At 70.9% G+C, this 19265-nt stretch carries 21 protein-coding genes; 11 read left to right on the top strand and 10 right to left on the bottom strand.

Annotated features, from left to right (window positions below):
• The first annotated feature begins 8 nt into the window (after positions 1-8).
• Positions 9-320 (top strand): WhiB family transcriptional regulator, encoded by a 312-nt coding sequence (locus ACOJV9_RS12040; RefSeq protein WP_420185461.1) that lies wholly within the window; start codon positions 9-11, stop codon positions 318-320.
• A 100-nt stretch (positions 321-420) separates the two neighbouring features.
• Here ACOJV9_RS12040 and bagB read toward each other — a convergent pair whose 3' ends face one another.
• Positions 421-1581, bottom strand: a complete 1161-nt coding sequence (gene bagB / locus ACOJV9_RS12035) for an ArsA family ATPase (RefSeq protein WP_420185460.1) — start codon at positions 1579-1581, stop codon at positions 421-423.
• The gene (gene bagA, locus ACOJV9_RS12030) at positions 1581-2594 is read right to left on the bottom strand and encodes an ATPase BagA (RefSeq protein WP_420185459.1); all 1014 of its coding nucleotides are present in this window, start codon (positions 2592-2594) and stop codon (positions 1581-1583) included. The genes bagB and bagA overlap by 1 nt, the downstream gene beginning before the upstream one ends.
• Positions 2595-2633: 39 nt before the next feature.
• Here bagA and ACOJV9_RS12025 point away from each other — a divergent pair, with 39 nt between their 5' ends.
• The 3 genes from ACOJV9_RS12025 to ACOJV9_RS12015 are packed head-to-tail and all read left to right on the top strand — an operon-like array spanning position 2634 to position 3976.
• The gene (locus ACOJV9_RS12025) at positions 2634-2792 is read left to right on the top strand and encodes a Sp36 family protein (protein ID WP_156996655.1); all 159 of its coding nucleotides are present in this window, start codon (positions 2634-2636) and stop codon (positions 2790-2792) included.
• A gap of 2 nt (positions 2793-2794) precedes the next feature.
• Entirely contained in the window at positions 2795-3268 is a 474-nt protein-coding gene (locus ACOJV9_RS12020) for a RidA family protein (RefSeq protein WP_420185458.1), read from the top strand.
• A 15-nt stretch (positions 3269-3283) separates the two neighbouring features.
• Positions 3284-3976, top strand: coding sequence for an NUDIX hydrolase (locus tag ACOJV9_RS12015; protein ID WP_420185457.1), 693 nt, complete (start codon positions 3284-3286; stop codon positions 3974-3976).
• A gap of 117 nt (positions 3977-4093) precedes the next feature.
• Here the strand turns inward: ACOJV9_RS12015 and ACOJV9_RS12010 are convergent, their stop codons facing one another.
• Positions 4094-4984 (bottom strand): hypothetical protein, encoded by an 891-nt coding sequence (locus ACOJV9_RS12010; RefSeq protein ID WP_420185456.1) that lies wholly within the window; start codon positions 4982-4984, stop codon positions 4094-4096.
• 177 nt (positions 4985-5161) lie between these two features.
• On the opposite strand from ACOJV9_RS12010, the gene ACOJV9_RS12005 reads away from it, so the two are divergent.
• The gene (locus ACOJV9_RS12005; RefSeq protein ID WP_420185455.1) at positions 5162-5959 is read left to right on the top strand and encodes an MBL fold metallo-hydrolase; all 798 of its coding nucleotides are present in this window, start codon (positions 5162-5164) and stop codon (positions 5957-5959) included.
• A gap of 18 nt (positions 5960-5977) precedes the next feature.
• On the opposite strand, the gene ACOJV9_RS12000 is transcribed toward ACOJV9_RS12005, so the two are convergent.
• Positions 5978-6655, bottom strand: coding sequence for a Crp/Fnr family transcriptional regulator (locus ACOJV9_RS12000; RefSeq protein WP_420185454.1), 678 nt, complete (start codon positions 6653-6655; stop codon positions 5978-5980).
• Positions 6656-6669: 14 nt separating this feature from the next.
• On the opposite strand from ACOJV9_RS12000, the gene nth reads away from it, so the two are divergent.
• Together nth and ACOJV9_RS11990 are read left to right on the top strand one after the other, a co-directional pair.
• Positions 6670-7521, top strand: coding sequence for an endonuclease III (gene nth / locus ACOJV9_RS11995; RefSeq protein ID WP_420185453.1), 852 nt, complete (start codon positions 6670-6672; stop codon positions 7519-7521).
• A complete protein-coding gene (locus ACOJV9_RS11990; protein ID WP_420185452.1) occupies positions 7518-8189 on the top strand; it encodes an NUDIX hydrolase in 672 nt (223 codons plus the stop codon). The genes nth and ACOJV9_RS11990 overlap by 4 nt, the downstream gene beginning before the upstream one ends.
• Before the next feature lie 9 nt (positions 8190-8198).
• Here ACOJV9_RS11990 and ACOJV9_RS11985 read toward each other — a convergent pair whose 3' ends face one another.
• The 3 genes from ACOJV9_RS11985 to acs form a co-directional block, all read right to left on the bottom strand.
• The gene (locus tag ACOJV9_RS11985; RefSeq protein WP_420185451.1) at positions 8199-8585 is read right to left on the bottom strand and encodes a phage holin family protein; all 387 of its coding nucleotides are present in this window, start codon (positions 8583-8585) and stop codon (positions 8199-8201) included.
• Between the two features lie 58 nt (positions 8586-8643).
• Positions 8644-9993, bottom strand: coding sequence for a Na+/H+ antiporter NhaA (gene nhaA / locus ACOJV9_RS11980; RefSeq protein WP_420185450.1), 1350 nt, complete (start codon positions 9991-9993; stop codon positions 8644-8646).
• A 170-nt stretch (positions 9994-10163) separates the two neighbouring features.
• A complete protein-coding gene (gene acs / locus ACOJV9_RS11975; protein WP_420185449.1) occupies positions 10164-12143 on the bottom strand; it encodes an acetate--CoA ligase in 1980 nt (659 codons plus the stop codon).
• 360 nt (positions 12144-12503) lie between these two features.
• On the opposite strand from acs, the gene ACOJV9_RS11970 reads away from it, so the two are divergent.
• Entirely contained in the window at positions 12504-13397 is an 894-nt protein-coding gene (locus ACOJV9_RS11970; RefSeq protein WP_420185448.1) for a phenylalanine 4-monooxygenase, read from the top strand.
• 14 nt (positions 13398-13411) lie between these two features.
• Here the strand turns inward: ACOJV9_RS11970 and ACOJV9_RS11965 are convergent, their stop codons facing one another.
• The 3 genes from ACOJV9_RS11965 to ACOJV9_RS11955 all read right to left on the bottom strand — a co-directional run bounded on the left by ACOJV9_RS11965 (position 13412) and on the right by ACOJV9_RS11955 (position 16142).
• Positions 13412-13948 (bottom strand): AMIN-like domain-containing (lipo)protein, encoded by a 537-nt coding sequence (locus ACOJV9_RS11965; RefSeq protein WP_420185447.1) that lies wholly within the window; start codon positions 13946-13948, stop codon positions 13412-13414.
• Positions 13949-14156: 208 nt separating this feature from the next.
• On the bottom strand, positions 14157-15797 hold the full coding sequence (locus tag ACOJV9_RS11960; RefSeq protein WP_420185446.1) for a solute symporter family protein: 1641 nt from the start codon (positions 15795-15797) through the stop codon (positions 14157-14159).
• A 3-nt stretch (positions 15798-15800) separates the two neighbouring features.
• On the bottom strand, positions 15801-16142 hold the full coding sequence (locus ACOJV9_RS11955) for a DUF485 domain-containing protein (RefSeq protein WP_420185445.1): 342 nt from the start codon (positions 16140-16142) through the stop codon (positions 15801-15803).
• A gap of 232 nt (positions 16143-16374) precedes the next feature.
• Here ACOJV9_RS11955 and ACOJV9_RS11950 point away from each other — a divergent pair, with 232 nt between their 5' ends.
• From ACOJV9_RS11950 to ACOJV9_RS11940, 3 genes are all read left to right on the top strand, one after another.
• Complete coding sequence (locus ACOJV9_RS11950) at positions 16375-16878, top strand: GNAT family N-acetyltransferase (RefSeq protein WP_420185444.1); 504 nt, start codon at positions 16375-16377, stop codon at positions 16876-16878.
• Between the two features lie 28 nt (positions 16879-16906).
• Positions 16907-17947 carry an L-threonine 3-dehydrogenase gene (tdh, locus tag ACOJV9_RS11945; RefSeq protein WP_420185443.1) on the top strand — a complete coding sequence of 347 codons (1041 nt, stop codon included), beginning with the start codon at positions 16907-16909 and terminating at the stop codon, positions 17945-17947.
• An 80-nt stretch (positions 17948-18027) separates the two neighbouring features.
• Positions 18028-19227 carry a glycine C-acetyltransferase gene (locus ACOJV9_RS11940; protein ID WP_420185442.1) on the top strand — a complete coding sequence of 400 codons (1200 nt, stop codon included), beginning with the start codon at positions 18028-18030 and terminating at the stop codon, positions 19225-19227.
• Positions 19228-19265 lie beyond the last annotated feature (38 nt).

Genomic DNA, 19265 nt, shown 5'->3' with positions numbered 1-19265 from the left:
CAGTTCGCATGACGATCACAGCACCTGCCAGCATCACCCTCAACCAGGGTACGTCCGACTGGTCCACTCGTGGAACCTGCGTCGGCACCGACCCGGACGCGCTCTTCGTCCAGGGCAAGGAACAGCGCGCGGCCAAGGTCGTGTGCCGCGGATGCCCCGTCGCGCTCGACTGCCTGTCCGACGCCCTCGACAACCGGACCGAGTTCGGTGTGTGGGGCGGCATGACGGAGCGCGAGCGCCGTGCGCTCCTGCGTCGCCACCCCGACGTCCGCTCCTGGCGGGGCGTCCTCAGCAAGTCCATGGGGCGCCCGCAGGGCTGAGCTCCGGCTCGGTCCGCCCACTCCGGCATACGTCCGTGATCCGCTCCGGGCGAATGCCGGCTCGACGGGACGGTCCGTACCGGACCACGGGGTGTGCCGGTCAGCCGGCGAGCAGCCCGCCCACCGCACGGAGTCCGTCGAGGTCGTGGATGTCGGTGGCCGACGCGGCCACCGAGGCCATCGGCACGTCGGGGTGCGACCTCGCGAACCGGGAGACCACGGCGTGCTGGCGCGCGGCCGTCGAGGCGAGGTCGGCGTGGAGCGCCAACAGCCCGGCCGTGAGCGTCTCGCCGCGGCCGGACTCGAGGAGCTGCTCGACGCCGTCCTCGGCGCGGGAGGCCGAGAGGGCACTGGCCCCGAGCGCCTGGAGACGGTTCACGACGACCCCGGCGAGAGGCATACGCTCCGCACCGAGCCGGTCCACGAAGAAGGCTGCTTCGCGCAGCGCGTCGCGGTCCGGGGAGGCGACGACGACGAAGGCCGTCGTGTCCTCCTTGAGCAGCGCGTAGGTGACGTCGGCGCGCTCGCGGAACCCGCCGAACATCGTGTCGAGCGCCGCGACGAACGTCTGCACGTCCATGAGCAGCTGACCGCCGAGCACCCGGCTGACGGTGCGCTGGGCGAGGTCGACGCCGACGCTGAAGACCTTGAGGTAGGCACGGCCCCCGGCCTTGGCCGGCGCCATGAGCAGCCGGACGAAGCGGCCGTCGAGGAAGGAGCCGAGCCGCTTCGGGGCGTCGAGGAAGTCCAGGGCGGAGCGCGACGGCGGGGTGTCGACGACGATGAGGTCCCACCGGCCGTCGGCGTCGGCCTGGGAGCGCAGCTGCCCGAGCTTCTCCATGGCCATGTACTCCTGCGTGCCCGCGAACGAGCTGGAGACGGCCTGGTAGAAGGGGTTGGCGAGGATCTGCTCGGCCTTCTCGGGTGTCGCGTGCGTCTCGACGACCTCGTCGAAGGTCCGCTTCATGTCGAGCATCATCGCGTCGAGGGAGCCACCGGCAGCCAGGTCGACTCCCGCGACCGGGCGCGGGGTGTTGTCCAGCTCGGTGAGGCCCAGGGCCTGGGCCAGCCGGCGGGCGGGGTCGATGGTGAGGACGACGACCTTGCGTCCGGACTCGGCGGCGCGGATCCCGAGGGCGGCCGCCGTCGTCGTCTTTCCGACCCCGCCCGAGCCGCAGCAGACGATGATGCCGACCCCGGGGTCGGCGAGGAGGTCGTCGACCTCGAGCCGGGGGTGCTCGGCCTCCTTGCGCGCGGCCATCAGGCGACTCCCTGCTCGAGCAGCTCGTCGGCCAGCACACCGATGCCGCCGTCCTCGACGCCGCCGGTGAGGGCGGGCAGCTCGAGGACCGGGCGTCCGGCATCGGCGATCTCCGCGGCCATCGCCTCCTGGAGGGCGAGTCGCTGGGCGTGGTCACGGCCCTCTCTCATCAGGCCGGTGACCATGGGGTTGGTCGGTCGCAGCCCGGCAGCCGTGAGCTGCTCGCGCAGCGTCTCGTCGAGCTCGTCGTCACCATGGGCGAGCACCTCGAGGTGGGTGGGGGAGAGGTAGGGCTCGCGGATCTGGTTGACGATGATCGCGCCGAGGTGGAGCTGGGCGTCGGCAAGGTCACGCAGCCCGTCGAGGCTCTCCTGGACCGGCATCTCCTCGAGCAGGGTCACCATGTGCACGAGCGTGCGCCGGTCGCGGAGCATGCTCGTGATCGAGTCGGCCTGGGAGCGGATCGGCCCCACCTTGGCGACGTCGGCCAGGCCGGCGTTGACGTTGAGGAAGCGCACCGCCCGGCCGGTCGGCGGGGCGTCGAGCACGAGCGCGTCGTAGTGCAGGGCCTTCTGCTTCGACCCGCGACCACCTCGGGGACGCCCGGCGGCCTCGTAGACCTTGCCCGTGAGCAGAACGTCGCGCACGCCGGGGGCGATGGTGGTGGCGAAGTCGATGGCGCCGACCTTCTCGAGGGCCGACCCGGCGCGGCCGAGCTTGTAGAAGAGCTGGAGGTACTCCAGCAGCGCGGCCTTGGCGTCGACCGACAGCCCCCAGAGCTCGCCGCCGCTGTGGTGCTGGACGAGCCGGACCTCCTCGGTGCCGAGCGGCGGGACGTCGAAGGTCTGCGACAGCCCCTGGCGTCCCTCGACCTCGATGACGAGGACGCGCTTCCCCGTGGTGGCCAGAGCCAGGGCGAGCGACGCGGCGACGGTCGTCTTTCCGACCCCGCCCTTGCCGGTGACGATGTGGAGTCGGGCCGACGCGAGGTCGGCGACGGCAGGGGAGGGCACGGGTGAAGCGTACGTGCCGGTCGCACTAGGGTGGTCGGCATGCAGAAGTGGGAGTACGCGACGGTGCCGCTCATGATCCACGCGACCAAGCAGATCCTCGACCAGTGGGGCGAGGACGGCTGGGAGCTCGTCCAGGTCCTCACCGGTCCGGACGGCAACGGTCTCGTGGCCTATTTCAAGCGTCCGAGGGGAGCCTGACGATGGGCGCGGTCGAGGACCGCCTCGCCGAGCTCGGCCTCACGGTGCCCGAGGTCGCGGCGCCCGTGGCGGCCTACGTCCCGGCCGTGCAGGACGGGTCGCGGGTCTTCACCTCCGGTCAGCTGCCGATGGTGTCCGGCTCGCTCGCCGACACGGGCAAGGTGGGCGAGGGCGAGGGCCACGTCACGCCCGAGCGCGCCAAGGAGCTCGCCCAGATCTGCGCCCTCAACGCCATCGCCGCGGTGAAGTCCGTCGTCGGTGACCTCGACCGGATCGAGCGGGTCGTCAAGGTCGTGGGCTTCGTCGCCTCCGACCCGGCGTTCACCGGCCAGCCGGGTGTCGTCAACGGCGCCAGCGAGCTGTTCGGCCACGCCTTCGGTGACAAGGGCGTCCACGCCCGGTCCGCCGTCGGTGTCGCCGTCCTCCCCCTCGACGCACCCGTCGAGGTCGAGGTCATCGTCCACGTCGCCGACTGAGGCGACCGTATGCCGGTGCGCGAGTTCGCTGCCCCGCGCTCGGCGTCGTGGGAGGAGACCGCTCGCGCCTGGCTTGCCGAGCCCCATGACGGGCTGGTGCCGCGGGGTGCCGCGACCGTGCTCGTCGTCCGGGACACCCCGGAGGGGCCGTCGGTCTTCGTCCAGCGTCGGGTGCCGACGATGGACTTCGCGCCGTCCATGTACGTCTTCCCCGGAGGCGGCGTCGACGCCGAGGACGCCACCGCCGAGCTCGACCCGGACGCCGTCGCGGGCCTCGCCGACCGGATGGGGCTGGACGTGGCCGCGGCGACGCCCTTGGTCGCCGCTGCGGTGCGCGAGGTCGAGGAGGAGTGCGGCCTCCGTCTTGCTGCCGCGGACCTCGTCGTCCGCGCGCACTGGGTCACCCCACCTTTCGAGAAGCGCCGCTACGACACCTGGTTCTTCGCGGCCGCGATGCCCGAGGGCCAGAGCCCGTTGGGGGCCTCTGGCGAGACCGACCACGACGCGTGGGTCCTCCCGCGGAGTCTCCTCACGGCATACGCCGAGGGTCGGGCGGTGATGCTGCCGCCGACGGTGGTCGCGCTGGAGCAGCTGGCCGAGTTCGCGACGGTGGCGGACTTCCTCGCCGACCGGCCGGCGATCACGACCATCGAGCCCGTCCTCGTCGACCTCGGCGACCGGCTCGTCATGCGCTCCGACCTCCCCTGACGTCACCCAGGAGCCAGAGCCGGCACAGTGCGCGGCAATGCCGACCCCCTCAATCGGGTTCGTGCGCCGGTGAGGTCTGTACCCCGGGCCGGGCAGGTGGTTTGCCGCGCGACGTGATCAGTGTGAGCGGCGCGGTGGCCGTCCGGGCGGTCGGCCGCACCTGACGTCGACCCACGACGTGAGAGTCCAGCGGACCCACTCCTGCTCGAACATCGCGTCCTCGTAGGCATAGCGCAGCGAGGTCCAGCCGAACACGGCGAACTCGGTGTGCCGTCGGCAGTCGCGGCGCAGCCCCTTGCGCGTCCCGTGGGTCCCGTAGCCCTCGGCCTCGATGATGAGCCGCAGCTTCTCGTCGCCGAGGTCCACCGTGGCGTACATCCCTGACTCGGCCACCTGTAGCTGCGGCGTCATCACCAACCCCACCTCGATGGTCAGTGCCCTCAGTACCGACTCCAAGGGGTTGGCAGCGCCTCGGTGCGCATGAGCCGCCACTCGCCGGACTCCGATCGACCCCGGTCCGCGGGTCATCTGCGCAGCCTCACGCAGCTCGGTCCGGCCGACCTTCCCGGAGCGCAGGGCCGAGTCGGCGACGGCGAGTGCCTCGTCGAACGGCAACCTGCGGGCACAGTCCAGCACCGTACGCAGCGGAGTGGTCACCCGACGCTTGCGCTCGGGACTCGTCAGGTCGCCGTGGTGAAGATGCACCGGTCCGACCTCGATGCGCAGTGCCCCTCGACGTCGCGGCACGGTGACCCAGGTCCGGTCAGGGACCGTCTTGATCGGCCAGCCATGCAGAAGGGCTGCGCTGAGGTGGCTCACCGTGCCACCGATCCGGATCGCCTCGCGGGTGGCCTCGACGGTGGTCGGCAGCGTGTAGCGGTTACGCGCCACCCTGATCACCGAGCCGTCGGACAGGCCGCGTTCGATGGCTCGGCGAGAGTGCACGGCGCGCAGGTCCCGCCAGGCGCACCAACCGCCGTGCCGTTCGATCGTCAGCGCCACCGTCACCTCCGAAGCGTGCCCGCACCGGTCGCACCGGCCGTCGCGTTACCCACAGGCCTGTGCACAGTGCGCGGCAAGCGACTCGACGTCTCCGCGTCCTCGGCCCAGTTCCGTGCAGACACGGCGGCAGCTCGGCTCATTGCCGCGCGGTGTGCTGAAGCAGGGGGTGGCAGGGTGGTGGGTATGGGTGAGACGGCGTGGAGTGGTGGGCAGGTCACGACGCGGGCGCACTGCGTGCTCGCGCCGAACCCCGGCCCCATGACGCTCGACGGCACGAACACGTGGGTTCTGCTCGAGCCGGGCGCAGCCGAGGTCATCGTCATCGACCCCGGCCCGCTCGACGAGGGTCACCTGCAGCGGGTATGCCGGGTGGTCGCCGATGCCGGCGCGCGCGTCACCGAGACCGTGCTCACCCACGGGCACCACGACCACGCCGAGGCCGCGCCGCGGTTCGCCGAGCTCACGGGCTCACGCATCCGTGCCGTCGGACGCGGCCACGACGACCTCGCCGACGGCGCCGTCCTGCGCGCCGGAGGCCTCGAGCTGCGGGTCGTTGCCACGCCCGGCCACACCTCCGACTCGGTCTCCTTCGCCCTCGCCGCCGACCACGCCCTGCTCACCGGCGACACGGTCCTGGGTCGCGGCACCACGGTGGTGGCGCACCCGGACGGTGAGCTGGCGGCATACCTCTCGTCGTTGGACCGGATCGCCGACCTCACCGGCAACGGGGAGGTGACCGGGATCCTGCCCGGCCACGGTCCGGTGGTGCCGGACGCGTCGGCGATGGTGGCCTACTACCGCACGCACCGCCGGGAGCGGCTCGACCAGGTGCGCCAGGCGCTGCTCGACGGAGCGGCCGGGGAGGACGACCCGGTCGAGGGTGTGCTCACCAGGGTCTACGCCGAGGTGCCGCGTGAGGTCTGGCCGGCGGCGCGGATGAGCATCCGCGCCCAGCTCGACCACCTCGGCGTGCGCTACTGAGGTCGAGCCTCGACCAGGTCAGCGCGCTCGGCGCTGGAGGCGCTCCATGTCCTGCACGAGCACGGCGCGCGCCTCGAGCCGCAGCCAGCCGCGGGTGGCGAAGTCGGCCAGCGCCTTGTTGACCGTCTCGCGCGAGGCGCCGACGAGCTGGGCGAGCTCCTCCTGGGTGAGGTCGTGGCTGACCATGACGCCACCGTCGACCGGCCGCCCGAAGCGACCGGCGAGGTCGATGAGGGCCTTGGCCACGCGGCCGGGGACGTCGGTGAAGACGAGGTCGGCCAGCGACTCGTTCGTGCGGCGCAGCCGGCGGGCCAGCGCGGCCAGCAGCGTGGAGGCGGCGTCGGGACGGTCGGCGAGGAAGGCCTTGAGCTGTTCGTGGGTCAGACCGACGACCTGGGTCTCGGCGACGGCGGTCGCCGTGGCCGTGCGGGAGCCCGGGTCGAACAGGCTCAGCTCGCCGAACATCTCACCCGGACCGAGGATGGCGAGCAGGTTCTCGCGGCCGTCCGCGGAGGATCGGCCGAGCTTGATCTTGCCCTCGCCGATGACGTAGAGCCGGTCGCCGGCGTCGCCCTCGTGGAACAGCACGTCACCGCGCTCCATGTGCTGCAGTGTCATCGAGGCGATGAGGGTCTCGGCCGGCTCGTCATCGAGGGCAGCGAAGAGCGGGGCTTTGCGCACGACGTCGTGGTCCACGGCGACAGTGTGCCATGCGGCCTCCCGCCGCCGCCGGAGTCACCGCGGGGCCGTCGGTGCCGCGCCGTAGTCTGGCCGACGTGCCTGTCTCCCCACTCGCGTATGCCGCTGAGTCACCGGTCGCGCGCACGCGCCGGGCCCGCCGCATCTACCGGGCGCTCGTCGATCGCTACCCCTATGCCCACGCCGAGCTCGACTTCGAGACGCCGCTGCAGCTCCTCGTCGCCACCGTGCTGTCGGCCCAGACGACGGACGTCACCGTCAACAAGGTGACGCCCGAGGTGTTCTCCCGGTGGCCGTCGGCCGAGGCGCTCGCCGCTGCCGACCGGACCCAGATGGAGGAGGTGCTCAAGCCCACCGGCTTCTTCCGCGCCAAGACGAACTCAGTCATCACGCTCGGCCAGGCCCTCGTCGACCGGTTCGGCGGCGAGGTGCCGCCACGGCTCACGGACCTCGTCACCCTTCCGGGCGTCGGGCGCAAGACCGCCAACGTCGTCCTCGGCAACGCCTTCGGGATCCCCGGCATCACCGTCGACACCCACTTCGGCAGGCTCGCCCGCCGCTTCGGCTGGACCGAGGAGACCGACCCGGTCAAGGTCGAGCACGAGGTCGGGGCGCTCTTCCCGCGCAAGGACTGGGTCATGCTCAGCCACGTCCTCATCTTCCACGGCCGCCGCACGTGCCACGCCCGCAGACCGGCCTGTGGGGCGTGCCCGGTGGCCCGGCTCTGCCCGTCCTACGGCGAGGGCGAGACCGACCGCGAGCTCGCGATGAAGCTCCTCAAGTACGAGCTGGCGCCCGGCGCCGAGCTGCCCGACCCGCCGCCGGGACCGCTGCCGGGCGAGCGCCGCGAGGAGCCGGCGTGACGGCTCCTCGCCCCGTCTGGATGGAGCGGGTGCTGGCGGAGGTCGAGCGGGAGCAGCCCGCCGCCTTCGAGATCTTCGCTCCTCCGGTGGACCCGGAACGCCGCTCTGCCGTGCTCATGCTCTTCGGCCCCGGCCCCGGCGACGACGGGGAGGTCGACGTCGTGCTGACCGCGCGCTCGCGGGACCTGCGCGCCCACCCCGGTCAGGTGTCCTTCCCCGGCGGTCGGGTCGACCCCACGGACGCCGGACCGGTCGAGGCGGCCCTGCGCGAGGCGCACGAGGAGGTCGGTATCGAGCCCTCGAGCGTCGACGTCGTCGGCTCGATGCCGCCGCTGTTCCTCACCCCGAGCGGCAACGCGGTCACCCCGGTCCTGGGCTGGTGGCCGGTGCCGGGGCCCGTCAGGGTCGTCGACCCGGCGGAGGTGGAGCAGGTCGAGCGGGTCCCGCTGGCGGAGCTGCTCGACCCGGCGCGACGCTTCACCGTCGTCCACCCGTCGGGCTACAGCGGGCCCGGGTTCGAGGCCAGTGGCCTCTTCGTCTGGGGCTTCACCGCGCTGCTGCTCGGTGCGGTCCTCGACCTCGCCGGCCTGGCACAGCCGTGGGACCCGAGCGTGCAGCGGCCGATCCCCGAGCACGTCCTCTCGGACTGGATGCGCAACCGCGGCTGACGGGCCCCGTCAGGACTTGAGGGTGGCGACCGTCTGCTTGGCCTCGGCGATGGCGCGCGACGGAGCGGGCTTCGCCTTGTCGAGGGCCTTCTTGCCGAGGAGCCCGAGGACAGCGGCCACGACGAAGAGGAGCAGCGTGACGATGGCGTAGCTCGCCGAGATCGGCAGCCAGATGTCGAGGACCCGCGCCAGGGTGTGGAACAGGAAGACGAGGCCGAGCAGGCCCACGAAGGCGGCCCCGCCGAGCAGCCCGGCACCCTTGCCCATCACCTTGGCGCCCGAGGAGACCTCGGCCTTGGCGAGCGCGACCTCGCTGCGGATGATGCCCTGCACGTCGTGGGTGGCGTCGGCGACGAGCTGGCCGACGGTCCGCTCGGGTCCGGTCTGGGTTGTCATGCGCTCACCTTCGCAGGTCATGAGGGGTCAAAGCGATTTGGTTCGACCTTACCCAGTGTCAGGCCCCTGGATGTGGCCCGTCCTGACGCGCCTGCTTCTCGTAGACGTCGGGCACTCCGTCCGCGTCCTCGTCGACCTGGTCCTCGAGGTGGATCCGGCGGTAGACCACGTTGCGACGGCGCAGCACCGTCGAGGCCAGGATCGCGGCGACCACGGACCCGGTGATGATCGCCAGCTTGGCGTGCTCGTCGCGGTCGGACCCCAGACCGAAGGCGAGCTCGCCGACGAGCAGTGACACGGTGAAGCCGATGCCGGTGAGCAGGGCCAGGCCCACGACGTCGCTCCAGGCCAGGTCGTCGTCGAGCTCGGCCCGGGTGAACTTCGCCATGACGAAGGTGCTGCCGAGGACACCGACGAGCTTGCCGAGCACGAGTGCGAGGACGATGCCGATCGCGACCGGGTCACGCACCGCCTCGCCGAGCCCGCCCCCGAGAACCGTCACCCCCGACGCGAAGAAGGCGAAGACGGGCACCGCGAACCCGGCCGACAGCGGACGCAGCCGGTGCTCGAAGCGCTGCGCCACGTCCACCCCGGCCGGCAGCGTCGAGATGCTCGGCACCGACGCCCGTGGCTTGACGGGCACGACGAGCCCGAGCAGCACGCCGGCGACGGTGGCGTGGATGCCGGAGGCGTGGACGAGTGCCCAGGTCGTGAAGGCCAGCGGCACGAGCAGCCAGACGAGGACGATCCGGCGCTGCACGAGGAACGCGAACACCCCGAGCGGGACGAGTGCCAGCACGAGGGGGAGGACCTCGAGGCCCTCGGTGTAGAAGATGGCGATGATGGTGATGGCGATGAGGTCGTCGACGACCGCGAGGGTGAGCAGGAAGGCGCGCAGGCCCGAAGGCAGGTGCGACCCGATGACGGCGAGCACGGCCAGCGCGAAGGCGATGTCGGTGGCGGTCGGGATCGCCCAGCCGCGCAGGTCGGACGAGCTGCCGCCCGCCGCGAGCACCGTGACCGTGAAGACGATGGCAGGGCCCACGACCCCGGCGACGGCCGCGATGACGGGCACGGCGGCCTTGGCGGGCGTGCGCAGGTCGCCGACGAGGAACTCCCGCTTGAGCTCGAGCCCCGCCACGAAGAAGAAGATGGCGAGCAGCCCGTCCGCGGCCCAGTGGCCGAGGGTGAGCTCCAGGTGCCACGGCTCGTAGCCCACGGAGGTGTCGCGCAGGCCGGCATACGCCTCACGCCAGGGCGAGTTCGCCCAGAGAAGCGCGGCGACGGCCGCGACGAGGAGGATCGCCCCGCCGACGGTCTCGGTGCGCAGCGCGCGGGTGACGGCCTGGGCCTCGGGCCACGACGGCCGCCGGAAGAGCCGGTCGCGGGAGGGGCTGGGCTGGCTCATAAGGCCTTCCGGGGTCGACTGTGTTGTTGCCGACCAGACTTCCCGGCGCACCTGGCGTCAGTCTACCGGCCGCCACCGCCGCACCTCGTGCCCAGGACCACCGCAGCGGGCCCGTCTGCGGGTCTGTGCGGTGGTCCCGGGGCACGAGGTGCGGCAGCAGCGAGCCACGATCAGTCGGACGGGGCCTTCATGCCTTCGGAGATGAGGCTCATGACCGAGGAGTCCGCCAGCGTCGTCACGTCGCCGACCTCACGGTTCTCCGCCACGTCCTTGAGGAGGCGGCGCATGATCTTGCCGGAGCGGGTCTTGGGCAGCTCCGCGACGATCATGATCGAGCGCGGCTTGGCGATCGGGCCGATCTCCTTGGCCACGTGGTCGCGCAGCTCCTTGACGAGGTCGGCGCCCTCGCCCTGCTCGTCGGCACGCTCGACGTACTCCGAGCGCAGGATCGCGAAGGCGACGACGGCCTGTCCGGTCGTCTCGTCGGACGCGCCGACCACGGCCGCCTCGGCGACGGCCGGGTGCGACACGAGGGCCGACTCGATCTCGGCCGTCGACAGCCGGTGACCCGAGACGTTCATGACGTCGTCGACCCGGCCGAGGAGCCAGATGTTGCCCTTCGGGTCGTACTTGGCGCCGTCGCCGGCGAAGTAGTACTTCTCGCCGAACCGGCTCCAGTACGTCTCCCTGTAGCGCTCCGGGTCGCCCCAGATGCCGCGGAGCATCCCGGGCCACGGCTTGGTGAGCACGAGGTAGCCGACCTTGTCCGGCTCGGTGAACGGCTTGCCGTCGTCGTCGAGGATCTCGGCGCTGATGCCGGGGATCGGGCGCTGCGCGGAGCCGGGCTCGAGGGTGGTGACGCCGGGCAGCGGGCTGATCATGATCCCGCCGGTCTCGGTCTGCCACCAGGTGTCGACGATCGGGGCCCTGTCGCCGCCGATGTTCTTGCGGTACCAGAGCCACGCCTCGGGGTTGATCGGCTCACCGACCGAACCGAGCACGCGGATCGAGGACAGGTCGAACTTCGCCGGGATGTCGGCGCCCCACTTCATGAACGTCCGGATCGCGGTGGGCGCGGTGTAGAGGATCGACACCTTGTACTTCTCGATGAGCTCCCACCAGCGACCCTGGTGCGGGGTGTCGGGCGTGCCCTCGTAGAGCACCTGCGTGGCACCGTTGGCCAGCGGCCCGTAGACGATGTAGGAGTGGCCGGTGACCCAGCCGATGTCGGCGGTGCACCAGTAGACGTCGCTCTCCGGGTGCACGTCGTGCACGACGGAGTTCGTGTATGCCGCCTGGGCCAGGTAGCCGGCCGTCGTGTGGAAGATGCCCTTGGGCTTCCCCGTGGTCCCGGAGGTGTAGAGGATGAAGAGCGGGTGCTCGGACTCCATCGGCTCGGCCGTGTGCTCCGTGCTCTGGCCGTCGACGAGGTCGTGCCACCAGATGTCCCGGCCCTCGGTCCACTCGACGTCGGTCTCGGTGCGCCGGACGACGAGCACCTTCTCGACCGGAGTGCTGTCACCCTCGAGGGCCGCGTCCACGGCGGCCTTGAGCGGGGCGGCCTTGCCACGCCGCCACTGGCCGTCGGCGGTGACGACGACCTTGGCCTCCGCGTCGTTGATGCGGGTGCGCAGCGCCTCGGCGGAGAAGCCGCCGAAGATCACCGAGTGGGGAGCGCCGAGACGGGCGCAGGCGAGCAGCGTCGCGATCGCCTCGGGGATCATCGGCAGGTAGACCGCGACCCGGTCGCCCTTGGTGACGCCGAGCTCGGTCAGCGCGTTGGCCGTGCGGCACACGTCGTCCTGGAGCTGGGCGTAGGTGATGGTGCGGGTGTCGCCGCCCTCGCCCTCAAAGTGGATGGCGACGCGGTCGCCGTTGCCGGCCTCGACGTGCCGGTCGACGCAGTTGTGGGCGACGTTGAGCTCCCCGCCGACGAACCACTTCGCGAACGGGGCCTGGCTCCAGTCGAGCGTGGTGTCGAAGTCCTTGCTCCACGTCAGGCGCTCGCGCGCCTGCTTCGCCCAGAAGGCCTCGTAGTCAGCGTCGGCCTCGGCGTAGAGGTCCTCGGTGCCGTTGGCGCCCGAGGCGATCTCGTCGCTGGGGGAGAGGTCGAGCTCGGCCAGGTGGCTGGAGAGGTTCTCGTCGGTCACAGCAGGCTCCTCGTCGTTGGGGATGGCGGCGCTGGACCCAGCCAACCGCGTTCGTGGCCGCGCATCAACACCGGGTCGCACCGGGGTCGACGGGAGGCGGGTGCCCTGCGGCAGACGGTGGGCGGAGGTGCGACGAGCGGCGCCCGCGGGTCCGTCGGCCGGGCCAGCCCTTCGTGGTGCCGCGACTGGGCGGCTGGGCGGACGGCATACGCCACGGGCGGACAAGTGCGCAAAGTGCCCGGTATGCCGGGCAGTGGGGTGGGCGGAACGTGCACTCTGTGCCCAGCGTGTCGCACAACGGTTCCGTTCTGCCCGGTGCGGTGGTTCCCTGAGAGGGACACGACCACAAGGAGGTGGGCCATGTTCGAAGAAGGCCAGCTGTACTCGCCGGTGACCCGGCGCGAGGACGGGACCGCCGAGGTCCATCTGAGCGAGAACCACCCGGGGCGCAACGACCCCGAGTACCTCGCGCGACGCGGCCAGATCGCCGGCGCCGCGCTGTCCTGGACGCGTGGCGAGCCCATCCCGCAGATCGCCTACACCGAGGCCGAGCACGAGATCTGGCGCACCGTCAGCTCCGAGCTCGCCCCCAAGCACGACAAGTACGCCCACAGCGAGTACCTCCGGGCCAAGCACGCGCTCACGCTTCCCACCGAGCAGGTCCCGCAGCTGGACGAGGTCAGCGCACTCCTCGAGCCCCTCACCGGGTGGACCTACGTCGCCGCCCCGGGCCTGGTGCCGTTGCGCGAGTTCTACGGAGACCTCGGGGGGCGGACGTTCAACTCGACGCAGTACCTCCGGCACGGCAGCCAGCCGCTCTACACGCCCGAGCCGGACATCATCCACGAGGTCATCGGCCACGGGAACCAGCTCGCGTCACCGCGGTTCGCCCGGATCACCGAGGCGGCCGGGCAGGCGTCGCTGCGCCTCGAGACCGACGAGGCGATGAAGTTCGTCGCCGACGTCTTCTGGTTCTCGATGGAGTTCGGCATCATGCGCGAGCACGGCGAGGTCAAGGCCTACGGCGCCGGGATCCTCAGCAGCTACGGTGAGATGGACGAGTTCACGCACATGGAGCACCGGCCGCTCGACCTGGCCGACATGGGCACGCTCAACTACGACATCACGGCCTACCAGCCGGTGCTGTTCTGTGCCGAGAGCGTCGACGAGCTCGAGGGCGTCGTCGGCTCCTTCTTCGAAACCGTGGACGACGACCTCGCCGCGAAGCTTCGCGCCGAGGCCGCCGCTCGCTGACCCCGGAGGTCAGCTCACCACTGGTGGGCGACGTCCACGACGAGTCGGCTGGTGCCGGTCGCCGTGTCGTTGATCGTGAAGACCCGGAACGGCAGCCGTGCGCGGACGCCGAGACCGACGGTCGACTGGCCCTCGTGGAAGCCGGCCCACTTGACGTCGCGGAAGGTCGTGTAGCCGCTCACGTTGGGCATCGCCGGTGCGGGGGCGTAGCGGGTGCCGTGCGTGATGACCTGCAACTTGGCCCCGCCCGAGACCGGCACGACGAAACCGGAGCCGTCCTGGGTGATCTGCGAGACGTAGCTGACGTGGTAGCCGCTCGCCCGCCCGCGGTGGTCGATGACCAGTCGGTCGAAGCAGGCGTGGCGCCCGGCGCGAAGGCCGGTGACGGCCGGGGACGTGCTCACCGACGACGACTTCGCGAGGGAGCCCCAGGTGATGCCGCAGTAGGGAGCGGCGGAGGCGCCCGAGGCGCCGACGGCGGCGGGTGCGGTGGCGGCGGCGATGCCCAGGGCGAGGGCGGCGGCGCTGCGGCGGAGAGTGGTGCCTTTCATGGTGTCCTCCTGGGTGGGTGTGTGGCTACCGGGGAGACGCCTCAGCGGCCTCCTCGGTTGACCTGACGACCGGGCAGGTCCGGTCACGGGAGGAAGGAGCCACGAGCGGCCTCGCAGATACACCGGTCGGGAGCGGGCGGCATACGCCCCAACGCCGTGTGCCCCAGCGGGAGCCAGGGCTTCCGCTGGGGCACACGAGAGACGGGACTCAGTGGTCGAGCGCCTTGGCCACACCGTGTCCGGTGAGGCTGCGCACCTCCATCTCGGCGTACTTCTGTGCGTTGTACTCGGTGCTCGTCACGGTGCCCAGCCAGCCGAGGAAGAAGGCCAGCGGGATGGTGATGAGACCGGGGTTGTCGAGCGGGAACCACGAGAAGTCGATGTCGGGGTTGGTGATCATCGACGGGCTCGGGCCGCCCTCGACCAGCGGTGCCTTGCCCGACACGACGGGGCTGAAGATGATCAGCCCGATGGTCGAGATGAGGCCGCCGTAGATGGACCACAGCGCACCACGGGTGTTGAACCGCTTCCAGAACAGCGAGTAGAGGATCGTCGGCAGGTTCGCCGAGGCCGCCACCGCGAAGGCCAGCGCCACGAGGAAGGCGATGTTCTGGCTCTTGGCGAACATGCCACCGAGGATGGCGACGAGGCCGATGACGACGGCCGAGATCCGGGCCACCCTGACCTCTTGGTCGGACGTCGACTTCCCCCGCGTGATGACCTCCTTGTAGATGTCGTGCGCGAAGGTCGCACTCGCCGTGATCGTCAGGCCGGCGACGACCGCGAGGATCGTCGCGAACGCGATGCCCGAGACGATGCCGAGGAACGGGCTGCCACCGAGCTCGAACGCGAGCAGGGGAGCGGCCGCGTTGGCCTTGCCCGGAGCCGCGTTGATCGTGTCGGCGCCGACGAGCGCACCGGCGCCGTAGCCGACGACGAGCGTGAGCAGGTAGAACCCACCGATCAGCCAGATCGCCCACTCGACCGACTTGCGGGCCTGCTTGCTCGTCGGGACCGTGTAGAAGCGCTGGAGCACGTGCGGGAGGCCGGCGGTGCCGAGCACGAGGGCAAGGGAGAGCGAGATGAAGTCGATCTTCGTCGTCGTGTTGACGCCGTACTTCACGCCCGGCTCCAGGAGCTTCTCGCCGACCTTGGGGTTGTTGTCGATGGCGGCCTGGAAGAGCCCGGAGAGGTTGAAGCCGTACTTGCCGAGCACCCAGACCGTCATGATCGCCGTGGCGGCGATGAGGAGGACGGCCTTGATGATCTGCACCCAGGTCGTGCCACGCATGCCACCGATGAGGACGTAGGCGATCATCACCAGGCCGACGACGGCGATGACGATGTTCTGCGCACCCTCGCCCTCGACGCCGAGGAGCAGCGAGACGAGGCCACCGGCGCCGGCCATCTGGGCCAGCAGGTAGAAGAACGACACGGCGAGCACGGACGTCGCGGTCGCGATGCGCACCGGACGCTGCTTGAGGCGGTAGGACAGCACGTCGGCCATCGTCAAGCGGCCGGTGTTGCGCATGAGCTCGGCGACGAGCAGCAGGGCGACGAGCCACGCGACGAGGAAGCCGATCGAGTAGAGGAAGCCGTCGTAGCCCTGCAGCGCGATGGCGCCGGCGATCCCGAGGAAGGACGCCGCGGACAGGTAGTCACCCGCGATGGCGACACCGTTCTGGCGACCGGAGAAGCCGCCGCTGGCGGTGTAGAACTCGCCGGCGCTCTTCTTGCCGCTGGCCAGTTTGATGATGACGACGAGCGTGACGAGCACGAAGCCCGCGAAGATCGCGATGTTCAGCGTGGGGGAGCCGACCTGGGTCGCCTCGGTGGTGAGCGAGGTCATGTCTCAGTGCTCCTTCTGGCCGTCGAGGGTGGCACCGATGGCGTCCGCGAGCGGGTCGAGCTCACGGTTGGCCCAGCGGGCGTAGATGAACGTGATCGCGAAGGTCGTGACGAACTGCCCGAGGCCGAACAGCAGGCCGATGGTGATGTTGCCGAAGACCTTGGTGCCCATGAAGCCGGGCGCGAAGATCGACAGCAGGACGTAGACGAAGTACCAGACGAGGAAGAAGGCCGTCATGGGGAAGACGAAGCCGCGGAACTTCTTGCGCAGCGCCTGGAACTCGTCGGTGGACTGCATGGCGACGTAGGGGTCCTCGTCGCCACGGGTGCGAGCGTCGTTGCTCACGGGTGCACCTCCAGTTGTCGGTCCCGGCGTGGGTCCGGGTTCACCCACACTGTCCGTGCTCCGGTATGCCGTCCGCACGCCTGCACGCTCACCTCTCGCCGGGCGGGTGGGCACCCTCGCCCGGTGGCGTCGGGTCCGGCGACGAGCGGCAGGTGAGGTGCGACGAGCGGTCATGGACGGCGGGCCACCGTGGGATTCGTCGTGGTCGGCCCCATGTTGTTGGATGGGCCGCGTGGAGTTCGACCGTCCAGCCCTCGTCCTCACCGATGCGCCCTTCGTCGACGAGAGGGTGCAACGGCTCGTCGACGAGGTGCAGTCGCACTACGTCGTCATCTACGGCACGCCGGACGAGTCGCCGGTGGACCCGACCGAGTTCACCCCGCCGCACGGGCGCTTCGTGCTCGCCCTGCTCGACGACGAGCCCGTCGGCATGGGCGGGTGGCGCTGGCGTCGTGACCTCGCCGAGCGCTTCGAGGGGGCCCCGGTCGCCGAGATCAAGCGCATGTTCGTCACGCCGGTCGCGCGGGGGCGCGGTGTGGCACGGCGGGTGCTCGCCCACCTGGAGGACTCGGCGCGGTCAGAGGGCGTGGAGCGGTTCGTCCTCGAGACGGGGACCATGCAGCCCGACGCGATGGCGCTCTACGAGGCGAGCGGCTACGGGCCGGTCGTGCCGTTCGGCCACTATGCGCACTCGCCGTTCGTGCGCTGCTACGGCAAGCACCTCCTGACGCGCTGACCCCGCGGGGGTCGGCATGATGTCCCTCGTGCGCGCCCTCGTGAAGACCGAAGCCGGACCAGGACTGCGGATGGTCGACGTCCCCGAACCGGAGTGCGGTGAGGCCGACGTCAAGATCCGGGTGCTTCGAGCAGGCCTGTGCGGCACCGACCTCCACCTCGAGCAGTGGGACGACTGGGCAGCCTCGGTGGTGACCGCGCCCATGACGATCGGGCACGAGTTCTACGGCGAGGTCGTCGAGGTGGGTCCGCTCGTCGACCACATCGCCGTGGGCGACCGGGTCTCCGGGGAAGGCCACCTCATCTGCGGCAGCTGCCGCAACTGCCGCGCCGGTCGGCGCCACCTCTGCATCAAGACCGTCGGCGTGGGCGTCAACCGCGACGGCGCCTTCGCCGACCTCGTGGTCATCCCCGCCATGAACGCCTGGGTCCAGCCGGCCGACCTCGACCCGGACCTCGGCGCGATCTTCGACCCGCTGGGCAACGCCACCCACACGGCCCTGCAGTGGCCGGTCATCGGGGAGGACGTCGTCGTCACCGGTGCCGGGCCGATCGGGGTCATGGCCGTCGCGATCGCCCGGCACGCCGGGGCGCGCCGCATCGCCGTCACCGACCTGAGCGACGAGCGCCTGGCCCTGGCCAAGGGTGCGGGTGCTGACCTCTGCGTCAACGTCGGTCGCGGTGAGGACCTCGCCTGGGCACAGCGGCAGCTCGGCATGCTCGAGGGCTTCGACATCGGGCTCGAGATGTCCGGGGCGCCCCCTGCCGTCGAGGACATGCTCGCCAACCTCAACCACGGTGCCCGGGTCGCGATGCTCGGCCTGCCCAAGGACCCCTACCCGATCGACTGGGGGCGGGTCATCACGCACATGATCACCATCCGCGGGATCTACGGCCGCGAGATGTTCGAGACCTGGTACCTCATGGGCTCGATGCTCGCGACGAGCCCAGCGTTGCGGGAGTCGGTGCAGTCGGTCATCACCCACCGCTTCCCCGCGGAGGAGTGGCAGCAGGCGTTCGACGTCGCCCGGTCGGGCCGGTGCGGCAAGGTCGTCCTCGACTGGAGCTGAGCGTTCGGGGGGAGCACGGACGAGGTGGCTGGACGGCATACGCTCGGTCGTGTCTGCCACCCGCGAACGAGAGGTATGCCGTGTACGGAACCGTGAAGGACGAGTTCGCCACGACGCTGGCCGAGATCGAGGCGGCCGGCCTCTACAAGCGGGAGCGTGAGCTGACCACGCCGCAGTCCTCGCACGTCGGCACGAGCGGTGGTGAGGCGCTGAACTTCTGCGCCAACAACTACCTCGGGTTCGCGGACCACCCCGACGTCGTCGACGCGTCGAAGGCGGCGCTCGACGAGTGGGGCTTCGGGATGGCGTCGGTGCGCTTCATCTGCGGCACGCAGACGCAGCACTCGGTGCTCGAGCGGCGGCTCAGCGAGTTCCTCGGCATGGAGTCGACCATCCTCTACTCCTCGTGCTTCGACGCCAACGGCGGCGTCTTCGAGGTGCTCTTCGGCGCCGACGACGCGATCATCAGCGACGAGCTCAACCATGCCTCGATCATCGACGGCATCCGGCTGAGCAAAGCCCAGCGCTACCGTTACCGGAACGCCGACATGACCGACCTGCGCGCGCAGCTCGAGGCGGCGGTGTCGGCGGGAGCCCGGCGCAAGGTCATCGTCACCGACGGGGTCTTCTCGATGGACGGGTTCTACGCGCCGCTCGACGAGATCTGCGACCTGGCCGACGAGTTCGAGGCGATGGTGCTCGTCGACGACTCGCACGCCGTGGGCTTCGTCGGGGCGAACGGGCGTGGGACGCCGGAGCTGTTCGGCGTCCAGGACCGCGTCGACATCGTCACGGGGACGCTCGGCAAGGCGCTGGGCGGCGCGTCCGGTGGCTACGTCACCTCGCACCGTGAGGTCGTCGACCTGCTGCGCCAGCGCTCGCGGCCCTACCTCTTCTCGAACTCGGTGGCGCCGGGAGTGGTGGCCGGCTCGCTCAAGGCCCTCGAGCTCGTCGACACCTCGAGCGAGGCGCGAGAGACGTTGCAGCGCAACACTGCCCTCTTCCGCGAGCTGATGACCGAGGCGGGCTTCGAGCTGCTCCCGGGGTCGCACCCGATCACGCCGGTGATGTTCCCCGGCGACGACGGCGCCCGGGTCGCGGCCGAGGTCGCCGACCGGATGCTCGCCGACGGCGTCTACGTCATCCCGTTCTCGTTCCCCGTGGTGCCGCGCGGGAAGGCACGCATCCGGGTGCAGCTGTCCGCCGCGCACTCGGAGGAGGACGTCCGTCGCTGCGTCGACGCCTTCGTGAGCGCCCGCGAGGCCGACACCACGTCCTGACCGTTCCCGGGCTGGTCCCGACGGGTGGTTCAAGACCG

This window comes from Knoellia terrae (genome assembly GCF_048606435.1).
Taxonomy (GTDB): Bacteria; Actinomycetota; Actinomycetes; order Actinomycetales; family Dermatophilaceae; genus Knoellia; species Knoellia terrae.
Note: the sequence above shows the minus strand (reverse complement) of the source record. Positions and strands in the feature narration are given on the sequence as shown.